The sequence below is a fragment of the Flavobacterium coralii genome (assembly GCF_019891545.1).
GTDB lineage: Bacteria > Bacteroidota > Bacteroidia > Flavobacteriales > Flavobacteriaceae > Flavobacterium > Flavobacterium coralii.
In genome coordinates, this window is record NZ_JAHDIU010000006.1 from 32,595 (window position 1) to 47,811 (window position 15,217).

At 43.6% G+C, this 15,217-nt stretch carries 20 protein-coding genes; all 20 read right to left on the minus strand.

All coding sequences use genetic code 11. The features are described from left to right. Nucleotides 1–45 precede the first annotated feature (45 nt). The 20 genes from KJK34_RS10220 to KJK34_RS10310 all read right to left on the minus strand — a co-directional run bounded on the left by KJK34_RS10220 (nucleotide 46) and on the right by KJK34_RS10310 (nucleotide 14,782). A complete protein-coding gene (locus KJK34_RS10220) occupies nucleotides 46–900 on the minus strand; it encodes an IS110 family RNA-guided transposase (protein WP_317196879.1) in 855 nt (284 codons plus the stop codon). Nucleotides 901–944: 44 nt separating this feature from the next. Continuing rightward, nucleotides 945–1,085 (minus strand): hypothetical protein, encoded by a 141-nt coding sequence (locus KJK34_RS15225; RefSeq protein ID WP_236937632.1) that lies wholly within the window; start codon nucleotides 1,083–1,085, stop codon nucleotides 945–947. A gap of 260 nt (nucleotides 1,086–1,345) precedes the next feature. After that, nucleotides 1,346–1,846, minus strand: a complete 501-nt coding sequence (locus KJK34_RS10225; RefSeq protein ID WP_223053782.1) for a sigma factor-like helix-turn-helix DNA-binding protein — start codon at nucleotides 1,844–1,846, stop codon at nucleotides 1,346–1,348. Nucleotides 1,847–1,956: 110 nt separating this feature from the next. Next, nucleotides 1,957–2,412, minus strand: coding sequence for a response regulator (locus KJK34_RS10230; RefSeq protein ID WP_223053783.1), 456 nt, complete (start codon nucleotides 2,410–2,412; stop codon nucleotides 1,957–1,959). Nucleotides 2,413–2,870: 458 nt separating this feature from the next. Then, a complete protein-coding gene (locus tag KJK34_RS10235; RefSeq protein ID WP_223053784.1) occupies nucleotides 2,871–3,305 on the minus strand; it encodes a DUF3872 domain-containing protein in 435 nt (144 codons plus the stop codon). 11 nt (nucleotides 3,306–3,316) lie between these two features. Further along, nucleotides 3,317–3,874: a conjugal transfer protein TraO gene (locus tag KJK34_RS10240; RefSeq protein WP_223053785.1), complete on the minus strand. Its 558-nt coding sequence runs from the start codon at nucleotides 3,872–3,874 to the stop codon at nucleotides 3,317–3,319. Nucleotides 3,875–3,885: 11 nt separating this feature from the next. Continuing rightward, on the minus strand, nucleotides 3,886–4,791 hold the full coding sequence (gene traN, locus KJK34_RS10245) for a conjugative transposon protein TraN (RefSeq protein ID WP_223053786.1): 906 nt from the start codon (nucleotides 4,789–4,791) through the stop codon (nucleotides 3,886–3,888). A 25-nt stretch (nucleotides 4,792–4,816) separates the two neighbouring features. Beyond that, nucleotides 4,817–6,106 carry a conjugative transposon protein TraM gene (traM, locus tag KJK34_RS10250; RefSeq protein WP_223053787.1) on the minus strand — a complete coding sequence of 430 codons (1,290 nt, stop codon included), beginning with the start codon at nucleotides 6,104–6,106 and terminating at the stop codon, nucleotides 4,817–4,819. Nucleotides 6,107–6,109: 3 nt separating this feature from the next. Continuing rightward, complete coding sequence (locus KJK34_RS10255; protein WP_223053788.1) at nucleotides 6,110–6,373, minus strand: nitrogen regulatory IIA protein; 264 nt, start codon at nucleotides 6,371–6,373, stop codon at nucleotides 6,110–6,112. A gap of 10 nt (nucleotides 6,374–6,383) precedes the next feature. Further along, nucleotides 6,384–7,007 (minus strand): conjugative transposon protein TraK, encoded by a 624-nt coding sequence (gene traK, locus KJK34_RS10260; protein WP_223053789.1) that lies wholly within the window; start codon nucleotides 7,005–7,007, stop codon nucleotides 6,384–6,386. A gap of 11 nt (nucleotides 7,008–7,018) precedes the next feature. Continuing rightward, nucleotides 7,019–8,014: a conjugative transposon protein TraJ gene (traJ, locus tag KJK34_RS10265; RefSeq protein WP_223053790.1), complete on the minus strand. Its 996-nt coding sequence runs from the start codon at nucleotides 8,012–8,014 to the stop codon at nucleotides 7,019–7,021. A gap of 11 nt (nucleotides 8,015–8,025) precedes the next feature. Beyond that, entirely contained in the window at nucleotides 8,026–8,655 is a 630-nt protein-coding gene (locus tag KJK34_RS10270) for a DUF4141 domain-containing protein (protein WP_223053791.1), read from the minus strand. Nucleotides 8,656–8,687: 32 nt separating this feature from the next. Further along, nucleotides 8,688–11,183: a TraG family conjugative transposon ATPase gene (locus KJK34_RS10275; protein WP_223053792.1), complete on the minus strand. Its 2,496-nt coding sequence runs from the start codon at nucleotides 11,181–11,183 to the stop codon at nucleotides 8,688–8,690. Beyond that, nucleotides 11,180–11,512, minus strand: a complete 333-nt coding sequence (locus KJK34_RS10280) for a DUF4133 domain-containing protein (RefSeq protein WP_223053793.1) — start codon at nucleotides 11,510–11,512, stop codon at nucleotides 11,180–11,182. The genes KJK34_RS10275 and KJK34_RS10280 overlap by 4 nt, the downstream gene beginning before the upstream one ends. 10 nt (nucleotides 11,513–11,522) lie before the next feature. Then, nucleotides 11,523–11,828, minus strand: coding sequence for a DUF4134 domain-containing protein (locus tag KJK34_RS10285; RefSeq protein WP_223053794.1), 306 nt, complete (start codon nucleotides 11,826–11,828; stop codon nucleotides 11,523–11,525). A gap of 194 nt (nucleotides 11,829–12,022) precedes the next feature. After that, entirely contained in the window at nucleotides 12,023–12,430 is a 408-nt protein-coding gene (locus KJK34_RS10290; RefSeq protein WP_223053795.1) for a hypothetical protein, read from the minus strand. Next, a complete protein-coding gene (locus tag KJK34_RS10295) occupies nucleotides 12,393–12,845 on the minus strand; it encodes a hypothetical protein (RefSeq protein WP_223053796.1) in 453 nt (150 codons plus the stop codon). The genes KJK34_RS10290 and KJK34_RS10295 overlap by 38 nt, the downstream gene beginning before the upstream one ends. A gap of 107 nt (nucleotides 12,846–12,952) precedes the next feature. After that, nucleotides 12,953–13,582: a conjugal transfer protein TraD gene (locus KJK34_RS10300; protein WP_223053797.1), complete on the minus strand. Its 630-nt coding sequence runs from the start codon at nucleotides 13,580–13,582 to the stop codon at nucleotides 12,953–12,955. A 2-nt stretch (nucleotides 13,583–13,584) separates the two neighbouring features. Continuing rightward, nucleotides 13,585–14,010, minus strand: coding sequence for a DUF3408 domain-containing protein (locus KJK34_RS10305; protein WP_223053798.1), 426 nt, complete (start codon nucleotides 14,008–14,010; stop codon nucleotides 13,585–13,587). Nucleotides 14,011–14,014: 4 nt separating this feature from the next. Then, the gene (locus tag KJK34_RS10310; protein WP_223053799.1) at nucleotides 14,015–14,782 is read right to left on the minus strand and encodes a ParA family protein; all 768 of its coding nucleotides are present in this window, start codon (nucleotides 14,780–14,782) and stop codon (nucleotides 14,015–14,017) included. Nucleotides 14,783–15,217 lie beyond the last annotated feature (435 nt).

Consider the following 15,217-nt stretch of genomic DNA (forward strand, 5'->3'; position numbering starts at 1 on the left):
TCTTAAATTGATTACAAAGGGAAATGACTTATAGTTTCCCTTTTTTTATACCGCTGCTTCCTGGAACGGAATAATTTGATATTCGTGTCCTGGATTATAATAAGAATTATTCTTCCATAAGATAAAAGTCAATTCCAGTAATTTTCTTTGGATGGCAACAATAGCCTTCATTTTAATACCATGCCTTGAAACTAATCTTAAGAAAATATATCTGAACCTTTCATCAGTTCTTATTGCAGCCAATGCAGGAAAGTGCATTACCTTCCTTAAATTCCGATTGCCCCGCTTGGATATTCTTGGTTTGGATTTCACTGAGGTTCCAGATGTCTTTTCTTTTACATCTAATCCGGCATAACTGACCAGTTGTTTTTTATTCGTTATTAACTCAAATCCATTGGTTTCCGCGATAATGGTTACAGCCGTTAGATTTCCAATTCCCGGTATAGAAGATATTATCTTCATCTTTTCTACTAAAACTCTATCTCCATTGATAAGCTTAGTAATTTCCTTCTGTATCTCCTTTTCCTGTGCATTAATCAAAGCTATTCTTTTATTAGTTCGTTTTACTGATTTTTCACTTGTTGTTGCAGAAGTACGTTCTGCATGAAGTTGATTCTTCAACATTGTGCGTTCCTGCACTAGCTGCTCACGTTCCCGGCAAAGCTGTCTTAAATCATTGAATATTTTTGAAGGAGGCTGCCATATTTCCAACTGCCTTTCCAATCCAAATCTCGCTATGGCTTGTGAAGCGCTCTTGTCAGTAATAGTCTTTATGTCAAGTGTTCTCGCATAATTACTGATCTTGTTAGGTAAAACGATACTAATTTGTTTTTGAGTACTGCATAGATAATAGGCTAAGGATTCATGATAAACTCCAGTTGCTTCCATTATGTACCGCACTTCTGTCGCAGTTGACGTCTGCTTATTTACCCATGATACAAGGCTTAAAAACCTTTTTTAGTATTGGGAAATACTTTGTAGGCATAAACTTCTATGCTGATCTGCTCATCCATTCGACCAAGCGATACAACTAATTCTTTTTGAGCAACATCAATTCCTACTGTCTGCTTTAATAATACCTTCATCTTATCTGGTTTAGGTAAGTGATAACCTTTTTTTCATCTTTTCTCCTGACTAGATATACTGGCTACGCAACCCATAATTATGATTGAGTTCCTTACATTCTGTTCAGATTCTAAAAGGTTAAAGAAGAGGAGGCAGTCTCTTTTCTTGAATATACCATAAGGCTATTTAAAGCAAAATCTGCTCTCGCCCTTCTTCACTTAGATTATATTATACAAACATAGGAGAAGCAAAAGAATGTCGCACGGTTGATGGTCATCTATTAATTATCCTTCCATTCCTGGAATCCGTCGAACAGGTTCTCAATATTCTCAAATTCTATAAATGCGATAAGCTCTTTTTTCAGCTGGCTCTTAAACCCCCTGAGACAGTTAAATTCTTTTAATGTTATAACCGACAGCTCACCTATGGTATTTACCTCCAATAGCTCGAAAAAACTGTACATTCTTTTGCTAAAGGGAAAATTGCACTCGTTCAGTAGCTTTTCCAAATCCGGGACAGTGGCATTATCATGTTTCCCCATTATTCCACCCTCAGCCTCGCTGCACTTTTTTTTCAGCTCCGTAAGGACTTTTTTGTAATGGTCAATATCATCAAGTACGCCGGTCACATTTTTTACTTTTCTAAAAGTATCTTGATAAATCTGCCTGATCCTCTCGTTGGTCAACCCATAAAGTTCAGACACCTCATTACTCGTCTTTTTTTCGATCAACAACTTATGCATAATTTCATACTCCCGAACTGTCAGAACCTTTCTTGACATTTCGAGGTAAAATTTATTGGTTCGGTCGATAATACGATCGTCAAATTGTTTCATGAGCTTATAGCGTTACTATACTTACATCTTTAGGCTATAGTTTAAAACTGAAGGGATTATTGCAACAACTTACCTTCAGAAAATAAATATTTGATTGCCACATCTTTAACTGCTTCACTAAAATAATATTTCCCTGCTACTAATTGGTCAGCCGCTCGCTTAATCTCCTCGGGATCACAACCCTTTTGAAGGTATCCTTTTGCGCCTGCCGCCACCATCTTTACGACATTCTCCTCATCACCATGTACACTGAAGGCCAATATTTTGACCGTGGGATAGGACTGGGTTAATTGCCGCGCAGTGGCGAATCCATCCATTACAGGCATATTGATGTCCACGATACATAGCTTTGGCTTCTCAGGCAGAAGCGCTATTGCTTCAAGTCCTTCTTTTCCGTCTGCTGCCTGTAAAATAACCGTGTAATTAAAGCTTTCAAGATAATTTGCTACAGCATTGCGAAGCTTGGCATGGTCGTCAATTAAGGCAATCATAATTGGGCTATCGTTTTTCATTTCCTTGCATATTTGGCGAATAGTGCCGGATGAACAGACTTCAGGATTATACAGGTAGTTCGGCCAACAGCATTCAATAGTGTTGAAAGTTTGTGACTCTGTACGAATCAAAATGCCATGCCGGGTTTTGGAGGATGCCTTGTCCCTTCGGACTAATTAGATGGGATGCCATAAAAAAGTATGGCGCAGGCCACAACACTTACCGGCATTGAGGCACTGGTATGCCCGACCACGAATAAGCGAGCGCCCACGCCAATGGCATGAGCGTTCCTACTTATTGTCTCGCGGTCTTTAAAAATTACCAGTTTTCAATGTCGAGACTTAAAGCAAAAACACTTTAAGAGTTTTCTATATTTTACACAAACATAGTGACGTCTTTGATTTTATCCAATGTTTCTGTTAAAGAAAAGGTTATTAAACAAAATACCCCGAAAAGTATTTCGGGGTATATGCTCAACCTAATCGCTGCTATTAAACTGAAAACTGACCTGCCTTTCATTTCCAAAATTATCGGATATCCATACATCAAATGACTGCGACACAACAGATGCAGATGTATAATAAAGCCTGAATTGCAAATCAGGCAATTCATAGAGGTCATTCGGCAGGTAGGGCGGATCGTCAAAATACTGCAAAGTGCCCTGTCCTTCAAACTGGAAATAGCGAATAAAATAACGGGTATTGCTGTAATTTCCTGTGGGCTGGATGGTAAACCGTAACTCTACCGTCTGTTCGTCGGCAATCTCATCCGGAACCGGCATAACAGAAACCCCAAAAGGGAAGTTGTCCTGTATATTAAGTTCCTCTTCTTCACAGGAAGAATTTAAAAAACATCCTGCTGTTACCATTAAGAGTACCAATATTTGTTTACCTGTGTTTAAAATGTTTCTCATCTGCTTAAATATTAGAAATTAAATCGTAATCCTGCGCCAAGGGACGGTCGAAATTGTTCTAATGAAGTCCCCCATAACATCCTGGCGCGACCCTGCAGTATCAATACCATGCTGTCGAACAAATAAACTTCACAAGACAACCTCCCGCCGGCCCCATAGACAAAGCCCTCATCGTTCAGAATTTTAGCCCTATCAAATAACATATCATTTCCGCGATTTATAGTTTCATAACCACCGACACCGGTTATAGCTGCGTAGAATGCCACAGCTTTTTTCCTGTCTGCCAGAAGGCTGAAACTATACCCGGCTTCCCCTAAGAACGTTTCCAAGGGTATATTTGTGCCTTTATAGGAGGCATAGCGATGGGAATACTCGGCTCCATACAATTGGTAATTGCCTCTCTTGGTCATAGCTGCCAGGGCTACTCCGACAAAGTAATTCTTGTGAGGACTGTCTGCTGAGAAGGTTCCAGCCGACACCTCCAATCCCATCTGGCCGGGAAGCATGCGCTGTGCATAGCCTGAAGTGACCAGCCATAAAACCAAAACTGTAAAAATTAACTTTTTCATATCAGCTTGCTTTATCGTTGCTTAATCTTCAGCTGCATGTCCTCAATGCGCCTGGCGCTGACAAGGTCTGAATTGTAAACTTCCAAAACCTGGTGCCTGCCACCGCTTTTCTCAAAAATCTCTATCAGCAGCACTTTATCATCGTCGATTGTAAACTGGTCCAAAAGGAAAACATTCTGCTCCCTGCTTTGCGACGTGATGGGCATAAGCGGCTTGTACATACGCAGAGCCGTGAGGTTTCTTTCCTGTGCAACGGTACGTTTCGCCACCTTTTTGTCAACCACTTTGAAGTTCACGAAGTCAATACGGAATGGGACATTTGTATTGTTGCGCAACTCCGTATGAAAATAAAAGCTGCCACGGTGAATGTATATTCCCTTAAGGAGGAACTGAATGCCGTAACTTTTAGACCCTATATGCCGTATCAGGCGTTTGTCCTTTTGGTATATTGTCTCCAGCAGCAGCCCGGCCACTGATGGGGAACTACTCCCAAGCTCTTCAAAAAGCACGTCGTTACTGGAGTTTCTTTGCAATGTCCTGCCCATTTTCAAAAGGTCGTAACTCAGTACATAAGGATACGGGCTGTAGTACACGTTGAAGCTGTAGAAACATCCGTCCTCAGTAATGACCGAGAAATTCGTTTCTTCCTCGAAGTCCCGAACTGCCGCCTTTACACGGAGCACATTGTCAGCATCCTCTGCCTTCCCCGCGACAAGGTAATCACTGCCCAAATCAATGTAACGGATGGCAGAAGGAAAGATCAGATGGCTGGTCTTATCGAAGGTGACCTCCATTTCATACGGTTCGATTTTTCCGATTTCAAGAAGGTTGGGATTTTGTGCAAATCCCTGCATAGCCGTAAGGCTGGTTAAGGCAATAGCGAATATTGCCACTACTTTTTTGAATAGTGATTTCATCTTTTAAAAAAATTTAGTTTAAACGTTATTTTTTGGAAACAAGGAAGACTTGGTGACCCGCCTTAAGGGCGACTTTTTGGACCCTTACTTTTTTTGAAAAGTAACCGGAGACACCCTGGACGACACCCCTGCTAAGATCGGCAGCAATCTGCTGTCCTGCCGAGCGTGTGAGCATCATATTAGTGCCTGCTGTTTGGCTCATATTAGCTGCCATTTCGCTGGCTGCACCGACTTCAGGCGTTATTGGAACATTTAGCCCAAGTTGCCCGTCTATATCATACACCAGTATTTCTACCGGTATAATGTTGCCCTGATGCTCAATTGAAGAAATTTTTAATTGAAGGCGACCTCCCTGAAATTTAGCCGAGGCCGTCAACAAGGCTCCCTGAGGGATTGTCATGCTTGCAGCATGCGCGGTTTCGAGCAGCCTCAGCTTTACGTTTCCCTCCCCTGCAATGGTTTGGCTTTCGTGTACACAGGCACGGATACCGTTCCTGATTTGAGGTGTCTGCTGCTGCTTGACCGCACTGCGAAATACCGTTTGGTTTCCGGCTTGGTTGCGCGGGGAGGAAAAATTTATAACCGCTTCCTGCGGTAATGCGGAAACGACATTTTTCCTTTCCTGTCGGAACGCTACAAACGATTCTTTTGCGGTAGGCGCCGCAGAATCTTTTTTTGTGGCCGGGCCTGTACCGCCCGGAAAATATTTTGCTGCCATCTCATAGGACTTTTCCATAAGGGCAAGCTGGTTCTGCATCGGATCCTGAACGGCTTTCTTTTGGGAGAGTTCTGCCTTCATCGCTTCAAGCTCCTTTCGCAATGCCTCATTCTCATCATTATTTTGATAAAACGAGCCAAGGGTGCTTTGTACATTGCGATAACTGCTTAATGCATTGCCGCCATTCTGCGGATCCGGCTGCTCCATGACTTCGGGTTCCGGCACCACCTCCTGTTTTGTAGAATCGGAGCTCCAATAATCAGACAGTGTCTGAAGCGATTTTCTTTTTTCCTGATCCCTTTTTTCCAGCAGTTCCTGCTCATAGGCTTTTTGCTTATCGGATTGCAATCCTGCATCGGTGGCCTGTGGTACAGCATCATTTATCCCCACCTTTTCCAAAGGGTTTTCATTTTCGCCCGATGGCGAAAATATCAGGTACATGCAGCCGAGGAATACTGCGCCCATCAGCGCGAATATTAGCGGCTTCCTAAGGCGTTCTGCTTTATTTATGTTCCCATCCGGAAGCTGTGCAGCTTCCTTTCCAGGGTTCCCTTCTGTAACCCTTACGACCTGCTTCTTTTTTTCAGTCTCTTTCATAATTTATCGTTTATAGGTATGTAAAATTGTGTCCTTCATTTTATGTGAAGATTTAGAATTAAGCACCGGATTTTCAATATGCCTGTACTCCATCACCTTACCGGGCGAGCTGACATCGTATAAGTATCCAATGTAAACACCAACGCTGATAGCCAGATAAGCGGCAAAAAGCAAAACAGTAAATTTGCGTTGCCTGTCACGAGGCAGCGCCTGCCAGCGGGCTTCCTGCTTTTCCATCCACCGGCTGATTGAATCCCTCATTTTCATCGTTAAAATCTTAGCGTTCTATGGTTTCAATGTCGTTGTTCTGAAGGACACTGAATTTCTCAATAGTGAAACCTTGCGGGTTGCTGTCGGAACGAACCGAGTTAACAAGGCTGCATGAAGTTATCAGGCTCCGGTTGGTCACATTGCTGCTGCGGATAATGCTTTGCCTCGCATAGGTCGTTACAGCGTATGGATACTTATCAAAATTGCAGACAACACTATCAACTTCTATCCTTTGCTGTATATTCCCGGAAATGATCCTGTTGTAATATCCTTTCTCAGAAAGGTCTTTATAATAATCAAAGGCACTTTTATCTGCCAGGTTGAAAGCCCGTTTCATGTTGCTTTCTATGGCATTTTTTTCCGGCGCAAGGGTAAAGAACAGCTCATGAAAACGTCTTACGTGCTCGCGAGCTTCTACCGGCCTGTTGATTGACGCGTCCTGTGATAGGGCCAGCATCAGAGACTTGCCATTATCAAGGACATAAATTTTCTGTCTTTGTTCCTGTGCAAACTGATACGATTGCCAGACTGCAAATCCTGCTACAAGAATGCAAAGAGCTGCAAAGATTATGGCGTACAGCCTGATTTGCCTGAAGCTGTTTTCTATGTTCCTTAAAATTTTAAATTCCATCTTTTCTATTATTATTTGTTCATTAGCCTTCCGCTGATATTCCCGGCACCCGCCCCTGAGACTGCACCCGCAACGTTCCCTGTTTTTTGCGCAGCCTGGTTAACATTTCGGGTATAATTTCCTGCGCCGCCAGCCTGAATGATCCAGCCTGTAACCGTCGGGATGGTAAAATATCCGATGATGCCGATAATCATAAATATGATATAAACCGTAGATGAGCTGTCAGGAATGTAGTTGGGATCGGAAAGGCTCTCTATATCTTTCTGAAGGATCAGTGTCTGAATCTTTGCAAGCATAGCGCTGAAGAGGTCTGCAACAGGCAGCCACAGATACACGCTGATGTACCGCATCAGCCATTGCGTCAACGTGGACTGAAAACCTTCCCAAACCGATATGGCAAAAGCTATTGGCCCCAGTATCGAAAGCACAATGAGGAAAAATGTACGGATAGTATCAATAACCAGAGCGGCAGCTTTGAAAAGTATCTCAATAAACTCCCTGAACCCGTCCTTAATGCTTTTTTCAAGATTATACATTTCGCGCTCCAAATACATCCCTGACATTGTCATAAGGTCTCCGGGCGACCATCCCAATTCTTCGAGCTTCTTATCAAATTCTTCGTCTGAAACCAAATAAGCGGTCTCAGGATTTCGCATCATTGCTTCACGTTCCAGTTGATCTTTCTGCTGCTGTAGTGTATTAAGGTCAAACACCTGGCCTTCCAATATCCCATGCGTTCCGGTCACTACAGGGCTTAGCACTGCATTGATAGTTCCAAGCACCATAGTAGGAAAGAACATAATGCAAAGGCCTAGAGCGAATGGCCTAAGAAGTGGGAAAACATCTATGGGCTCAGCACGGCTCAGGGCCTGCCACACCTTAAGGGCTACATAAAACAGCGCTCCCAAACCGGCAAGCCCTTTGGCAATTGTCGCCATCTCTGCCGAAAGCGGTACCATTTCATCATAGAGTGACCGCAGTACCTGGTGAAGATTTTCGAATTCCATAACCTTATTAATTACCAGTATTTTTCATTTGGCCTGCCGTACAATTCCAATACCCTCTTTGTATCGTTTGCTTTCTTTGCACGGATAAGGCTTACTGAAATATTCTTATTGGTATAGTAGCGTACCAGGCTATGATACTGCTTTACTTCACCATAAACTTTGTCGATAATATCCATACGCTCTTTATCGTTCAGGGATAAGCTCGACGCAGTGATAATCTGCTTGAGTTCCTTCAGGAGCTCGGCGCTCTCGTTGAGCAGTTTGGAATAACCGAAGCCAATTGCATTGAGTTCCTGCGCATTAAAATTTGGATCGTTCATCATTTTTCCGAAATTCACAACATAAATCTCAGAAATGTCACCAACCATAAGAACTGTCAGCTGCACTTTACGGGCATCCTTCACCAGATTGTTCACTGCCTTAAGTGCGTCGTAGTATTCTTTACCCTGCTGATAGACCTTTTGCACTTCCTTGAAGCTGTCCAAAGTATTGGCAGCAGTGGCGGATGTCTGCACAATCTCCTGAGCGGTGTTGACAATTCCCTGAGCCAGGTTCGTCGGGTCGGAAACCACCCATTGCGCCCTCATCGGTGCGGTGGCAAACAGCGTTGCACCCAGCACCATAAACAAAAATTTTCTCATTGTATTTGATTTTTAAATTATTTGTACACTTATTATTTATCCCTTCTTTCTCCTGCGATCCGCTTTATTGCCAGTTCAACATTGCCTCCAAGTTCTGCGGCCAATTGCATGATTTCCAGTTTTTCAGTCTCTTCGGTAGTGTAAGCCAAGTATTCTTCAAGGCTTACCTCAGTCGCATATACCGCCGAATGTGTCCCGCCAAGGCCAATCCAGACTTCCTTGTAAAGACGGGTTGCATCATTGTTCATGTTTATGGAAAGTACCTGTGCCTTTTCCTTGTCGGTCAAACCAAGCATCGCTTGTATGTCATCGAATTTATTCATGTACTTCCGCTGGTCAAGGAGGATCTTGCAGTCGGAATTATTGATGATGCTTTCCTTTACAATTGGTGACTGGATGATATCATCCACTTCCTGGGTTACCACAATCGCTTCACCGAAGAATTTGCGGACAGTCTTGAAAAGGTACTTTATGTACTCAGCCATACCTTCTTTCGCTATGGCTTTCCATGCTTCTTCAATAAGGATCAGCTTCCGGATACCTTTTAGCCTTCGCATCTTATTGATGAAAACTTCCATAATGATGATGGTCACGATAGGGAAAAGTATCTTGTGGTCTTTGATGGCATCGATTTCAAAAACGATAAAGCGTTTGGAAAGCAGGTCGAGCTGCTTGTCAGAATTTAGCAGGTAGTCGTATTCACCGCCCTTATAATATGGCTCCAGTACGTTAAGGAAATTGGCAAGGTCGAAGTCTTTTTCCCTAACATGCTTTTCTTCCAGTACCTTACGGTAATCTGATTGCACATAATCATAAAAACCATTGAAGGATGGCCGCTCAGAACCATTTTTTATCTTTTCTATATAACCGCTCACGGCATTGGAGAGTGCCACCTCCTCAGAACGTGTCGGCGGCTCATCGTCTCGTTTCCATAGGGTTAGTATAAGCGTTTTGATACTTTCGCGTTTCTCGATGTCAAATACCCCATCATCGGTGTAAAAGGGGTTGAAAGCTATGGGATTGTCCTCAGTGTAGGTGAAATACACACCGTCGTCTCCTTTTGTCTTGCCTTTTATCAGCTCACACAAACCCTGATAACTGTTCCCCGTGTCCACAAGCAGCACATGCGCGCCCTGCTCATAATACTGACGTACCATGTGGTTGGTAAAGAAAGATTTTCCCGATCCTGACGGGCCCAGGATAAACTTATTCCTGTTGGTGATTATACCACGCTTCATAGGAAGATCCGATATGTCAAGATGGATAGGCTTTCCGGTGAGGCGGTCAGCCATCTTTATTCCAAACGGCGATGCAGAATTCTGGTAATTAGTTTCCTCTGTGAAAAAGCATAAGGCGGGCTCGATGAATGTATAAAAACTTTCCTCACTCGGGAAATCACCCGAATTCCCCGGAATACCCGCCCAGTACAGTGTCGCAACATCTGCGGTATTGTGCCTGGGTTTGCATTCCATAAGTGCCAATGCACTGCCTGTATCGTTTTTAAGCTGCTTAAACTCAATGGGGTCATCAGACCATGACATTACATTAAAATGTGCCCGGATAGAAGAAAGCCCGAAAGAGTGCGCTTCATTGAGATAGCGTTCGATCCATTCCTTGTTGATCTGGTTGCTTCGGCTGTAACGCGCGAGCGAATGCATGTTTCGCGCTGACTTTTCAAATTTCCTGAGGTTCTCCTCACTATTATCCAAAAAGATATACTGGTTGTAAATATGGTTGCAGCTGAGCAGCAACCCCACTGGTGCCGCGAAAGACAAGCGGCAATCACTTCGGTCAGTGGAAAGCTTTTCATAGCGCGTATCTGCCGCAACTGTACCGGGAAGGTCACCGGTATCGGATAAAGTGTGCAGGCATAGCCTGTTGTTCCCGATTCTCACTTCTTCAGCGCCCAGGGCTATGTCCTGCATCGGGGTGCCTGCCTCTCTGGACAGGGTGAAATACTGTTCCAGCAATCCCTGGACATCATCAGTACCGGCAATCTCCTCTTCAGTCAGCCGTTCAAGCTTTACAAAACCACTATCATTGATAATCCGCTCGAATTGGGCCACAGCCTCCATAAAGCGGTGCATGGCCTCCTTGTCCTGCATTTCCTTCGGGACGAGAGCTCCTTTGCAAAGGGTCGAAAAATTGCTCTGCATTCTCATGCGGTCCTTGGTAGTTTTGGTAATGAATACATAACAGTAGTGGTTCAGGAACGGCCGTTCGTTAAAATGCTGCTGATACGATTTGCCTAAAAAACTCAGGCCGTCTTCCGCAATGTTTGGAGCGTAGTTCTCTTTTATATACCAGTCCTGTTTATGGATCACAGTGTAGTCGGGCAATGTCTTAATCGCTTTATACCAGGCCGAATGAATTGCTTCATATTCAGCGGATGCTACCGTAAAGAGCTCAGGCAAATGCACCCTGAAGCAGGCAGTGACGTCAGCCTCTTTAGAGACGATGCAATTATTCTCGACGGCTAAAAGTGGAAACTTATATTCCAATGTGGCAGATTTGGAAATATTTTTCATAGTGAAGCTGCTTTAGGAGTTGTTTTTAGATAGCGCGGTATTGCCCTTCGGCAGATGATGTAGCGTGGGTGCCTCTTTCGGGCAGCAATTTTCATCAGGCCATGCTCGCCGTATTTTTTATTAAGGGCGAACGTTTGCCACACAATGAATGATGCCCCACCGGCTCCGATCCCAAGACAGATGTAAGAGCTTATCCCTCCGATATACAGCACCATGACCAATACCAGTATTCCAAGTAAGCCACCAGCGAATATGAACAGGTATTGGGCTTTCAGGCCCTTAAACTCCACTGTCCTGCCAATCCCTTTGTTTATATTATAATTATTCATAGACGCCGGGTTACAGGAAGAATGAGCGCAGTATCGTAGCAGCAACAATCAGGAAAATACAGGCACCAAACCAGCTCGCAGCCGTTTTGCTGGTATCCGGATCTCCACTACTGAACTTATTGTAAACCTTTACGCCTCCTATAAGGCCAACCACAGCGCCTATGGCATAGATCAATTGTGTAGCCGGGTCAAAATAGGACGTAACCATCTGTGTTGCTTCATTGATACCGGCCGACCCGTCGCCCTGAGCAAACACTGCGAATGCCGATAGGAACAGCAAACCTGTCAGCAATACTTTTTTTCTTTCTTTTAGCATGATTAATCACATTTAGAAATTATACTTATCCCGCTTACCGCGAGCTTCGGGACAAAGGTGTGATAGAAATAGAAGCACGAAAGCAAAGTTTCGCCGTAAGGAAATGATTGGCATCGGGAGGCGCTCTTGTGATGGATCTATTAAAAAAAAGCATCGGGATTACTCTCCGATGCTTTATCATACGTTTGCTATTGTCACATCCTTCGACCCTTGTTCCCGGGTTGCTGCGGTTCCTTCATTTGTTGCAATCCTTTTCTTTGCTCTTCCCGTTTCCGCTCTATAGAACGGTTGCTTTTAATGAGATCAACCAAAAAAGTTTCTTTCCACGGCACATGCCTGGCCTCGAATTGCATTGCCAGTCCATTTATCCGAAGCCCATGCTTCATGTCGAAGCCATACTTCCGGTTCCAGCCGATACGGTCCAGTAACCTTTCCGAAGGGAACTCTACGGTAATAATGTCCTTTGGCAGGCCTTTGATATTGCGGTAGTCCGGTTCCTGGAACTCGTGGGTTTTGGGATTGTATGGAATGGTATATGTCCTTTTATCTTCATCATAGTAATTCTCAATCGGAAAATTTAATTCCCCTGGAAAGGAAATCATCTTTGGGGCGCAACATATCCATACGGATATCCACATAGAAAATATGGCCACTTATTGTCAGGGTCGGCAATACCCCTTTATTTACCCTTAAATCAAAAGAGACAGGATCGACCAACAGGTCAAAATCTGTAGTGGCCTTAACCTGGTCAATACTTATACAGAAACGTTTCGCCATCCCTTCCGGATCCAGGACAGTGAATCCGGGCAACGCTATAACTGCATCCGTTCTCTGATAAAAGCCCGGTATATTCTTTCTTTCCTTATTGTAGTCAAAACGGTAGCCATCCCAAAAGTCAGCCATATCCGTGCAGGCGATTACATTCTCCGGGTTACCAACTTCGGTAAGCCGGAAGCTATTTACGTCCACATAAAAATCAGTTCCTTCAATGGTATAAATCGGCAGTTCGCTTTCCATATGAATTGTTTTAGATTAAAAGCAGGGTGTTTCTATCAATACGTTGGTAAAAAGATAAAAGGATTGATTACAAACTATAATCAATCCTTTTTTTGCTTTGGCACTTGTCAGGCAAAATCGCCTATGTCAAAATTCTCTAAATAATTATTCCGCAAAACGGAAGAACCGGATCCCATTTCCGACCCCAGGCTTTTTTCCAGCAGCTTCGCGATTCTCTGCGAAGCGTCCGGCATCGCTTGTTCCAAAAGACTGAAAAGATCGGTTCCCTGAATCTTTTGAACAATATCCACTACTTGTCTTTCCAAGGCGGGCTCCAACGTTTCTTGTTGAAGCAACGCTTGCGTAGCGCTCAGTTCATCGAAGGTAACCCCTGTGGCAAAACCATCTTCGTCATTTGGCGGCCCGTAGCTGCTCCATTCCTCATCTTCTTCTTCATACAGGTCTGGCCCTTTGTCAAAAACTTCATCCAGCTCTTCCTGCGGAATTGCACTAAAACCTTCTTCCTTGGTTTCCATAGCAAAATTATGAGGTTGGGCCACCTGCTTTTCTTTTTGGCCTTCACGGGCGGCAATCGTCACAGAGTGTCTTTCCAATGGTTTCGGGCTACCCATTATTTCATGCTCAATTTTTGTGGATTCCGATGATTCATTCTTGTCGCGTTTCCATCTTATAACTATTTTATCCTGTAACAGTAATCCAATTACAGCCAGCAGGCATAGAATTATAATTGCTTCCATATCTATAAAATTGGTTTATATTTTTCATTAAAGCTTTTGGTTATCTGTTCCCCAAATTCCTGAAAATGATAATCCAACAGATTATCCAAATAGGCATAAATGGTAATTTTGTCTTCTCCGATCACCTGCACTATCCTTGAAAGTTTTTCATGGAAATCCGGCCTGATGTACACCGTCTTGCCATCACGGGCATTAGTTTCAGCCTTTTTAAAGAAAATGCTTTCGTAGTTCCCTTGCGATTTGTTCTTTGTCCTGTCTTTTTCCCTGACAGGTTGTGCCCGGGGCGGACCGATTCGATTTTCTTTGGCAAGGTCTGCCGGTTGCCCAGGTAATGTAAGGCCTTCCTTCTTTACGCCATCGACCATGAGGTTCATCATTGCTTCTTCATCGATATCGGAACCGGCTTTTCTTTTATTATTTTGGTCCATAGCACTACAACTTTATAATCCTTAAAAATTCCTCCATGAATTGGTCCAACTGGGTGGATTTCATCAAACGTTCATCTGCCGGCATTACCGTTGAGCGAAAAATGGCTTTGCTATCCATTTCGCTCTCTTTTCGAAAGCGGGTGCTGTTTTTAATCCGGCTTCGCATAAGGCTTAATCCCAGTTCCGCTATGAGCTTATTGTAAACATCATACAAAGGTGTGCTTTCCCTGCCATCGACCTGATTCCAGAACAGGTTGATGGACTCAATCGAGGTTTCACCTTTTTTCATAATCACTTCCTGAAGCAGCTGTGTAAAGATGAGCGTACTTTCCATTACCAGGCGGTCTGCCATAATTGGGGTAAAAATATGGTTCATGCCGGCTAGGGCCTTCAGGATACCCGGGGTATTGACCGTCCCCGGCAGATCAAAGAAAAGCGCGTCGATGGCCACCGGAGAAGTTTCTATAAAATTAATCGCGGACTCCAATACTTCTTCCGCCCTGCTTTGTATAATGGGATAGGCCTTTTTATTGATTGTGCTGAATTGCCGGAATGCCATTTTTTTCAAAACCTCGTTTTCCATGACCATTGCCAAATCCCTGGATTTCATTTTGACAAGGCTGTGTTGGGGAAAATCTGCATCGAAGACGGCGACATTATAGCCCAGACGGTAGTGCATCACACTTGCGGCAAGGGTTGTAAATGTACTTTTGCCAACGCCTCCCTTTTGTGAAGAAAAGGCGATAAATACTGTTTTATGATTTGTTTCCATATATAAATGATTTTAGAAGTTTACCATACTCACATGCGGCACTACATCCGTAGATAGGTATGTTGGCTACAACCTGCATAGGTGCATATGCAGTGGCAACCGTAAATAAAGATGTATGTGGTTACCTAATCAGCTGCATGCACATCTTCATACGCACTTAATTATTCACATAGGCATATGATAAATTATATAAGTATGTGCTGCGGTAGAGCAGCTTGCACATCTGTGCTTACATATGCAGGTTGGTACGTACATATCTTGCTATGGTGTTATATATGGACAAAGGAATGCAGATGGGTACTTACTTTCTCAGTAATGGTTTTGTTTGTCCACTGATGGCAATACTCGGCGTTGTTGCATTGTGCAATGCTTTCCACTTCCCGCCTTTACTTTGTATTGGCGGTATACCAGCACTATGACTCTTGCCTCCCGACA

What these genes read in the sequence shown, in the direction of transcription:
- KJK34_RS10230 (WP_223053783.1), bottom strand. Translation starts at nt 2,412, where the DNA reads ATGAAAAACGATAGCCCAATTATGATTGCCTTAATTGACGACCATGCC.
- KJK34_RS10290 (WP_223053795.1), bottom strand. Translation starts at nt 12,430, where the DNA reads ATGATTTCCTTTCCAGGGGAATTAAATTTTCCGATTGAGAATTACTAT.
- KJK34_RS10310 (WP_223053799.1), bottom strand. Translation starts at nt 14,782, where the DNA reads ATGGAAACAAATCATAAAACAGTATTTATCGCCTTTTCTTCACAAAAG.
- KJK34_RS10255 (WP_223053788.1), bottom strand. Translation starts at nt 6,373, where the DNA reads ATGAAAATGAGGGATTCAATCAGCCGGTGGATGGAAAAGCAGGAAGCC.
- KJK34_RS10235 (WP_223053784.1), bottom strand. Translation starts at nt 3,305, where the DNA reads ATGAGAAACATTTTAAACACAGGTAAACAAATATTGGTACTCTTAATG.
- KJK34_RS10300 (WP_223053797.1), bottom strand. Translation starts at nt 13,582, where the DNA reads ATGGAAGCAATTATAATTCTATGCCTGCTGGCTGTAATTGGATTACTG.
- KJK34_RS10270 (WP_223053791.1), bottom strand. Translation starts at nt 8,655, where the DNA reads ATGAGAAAATTTTTGTTTATGGTGCTGGGTGCAACGCTGTTTGCCACC.
- KJK34_RS10275 (WP_223053792.1), bottom strand. Translation starts at nt 11,183, where the DNA reads ATGAAAAATATTTCCAAATCTGCCACATTGGAATATAAGTTTCCACTT.
- traJ (WP_223053790.1), bottom strand. Translation starts at nt 8,014, where the DNA reads ATGGAATTCGAAAATCTTCACCAGGTACTGCGGTCACTCTATGATGAA.
- KJK34_RS10240 (WP_223053785.1), bottom strand. Translation starts at nt 3,874, where the DNA reads ATGAAAAAGTTAATTTTTACAGTTTTGGTTTTATGGCTGGTCACTTCA.
- KJK34_RS10305 (WP_223053798.1), bottom strand. Translation starts at nt 14,010, where the DNA reads ATGGACCAAAATAATAAAAGAAAAGCCGGTTCCGATATCGATGAAGAA.
- KJK34_RS10285 (WP_223053794.1), bottom strand. Translation starts at nt 11,828, where the DNA reads ATGCTAAAAGAAAGAAAAAAAGTATTGCTGACAGGTTTGCTGTTCCTA.
- KJK34_RS15225 (WP_236937632.1), bottom strand. Translation starts at nt 1,085, where the DNA reads ATGAAGGTATTATTAAAGCAGACAGTAGGAATTGATGTTGCTCAAAAA.
- KJK34_RS10295 (WP_223053796.1), bottom strand. Translation starts at nt 12,845, where the DNA reads ATGGAAAGCGAACTGCCGATTTATACCATTGAAGGAACTGATTTTTAT.
- KJK34_RS10225 (WP_223053782.1), bottom strand. Translation starts at nt 1,846, where the DNA reads ATGTCAAGAAAGGTTCTGACAGTTCGGGAGTATGAAATTATGCATAAG.
- KJK34_RS10280 (WP_223053793.1), bottom strand. Translation starts at nt 11,512, where the DNA reads ATGAATAATTATAATATAAACAAAGGGATTGGCAGGACAGTGGAGTTT.
- traK (WP_223053789.1), bottom strand. Translation starts at nt 7,007, where the DNA reads ATGGAATTTAAAATTTTAAGGAACATAGAAAACAGCTTCAGGCAAATC.
- traN (WP_223053786.1), bottom strand. Translation starts at nt 4,791, where the DNA reads ATGAAATCACTATTCAAAAAAGTAGTGGCAATATTCGCTATTGCCTTA.
- traM (WP_223053787.1), bottom strand. Translation starts at nt 6,106, where the DNA reads ATGAAAGAGACTGAAAAAAAGAAGCAGGTCGTAAGGGTTACAGAAGGG.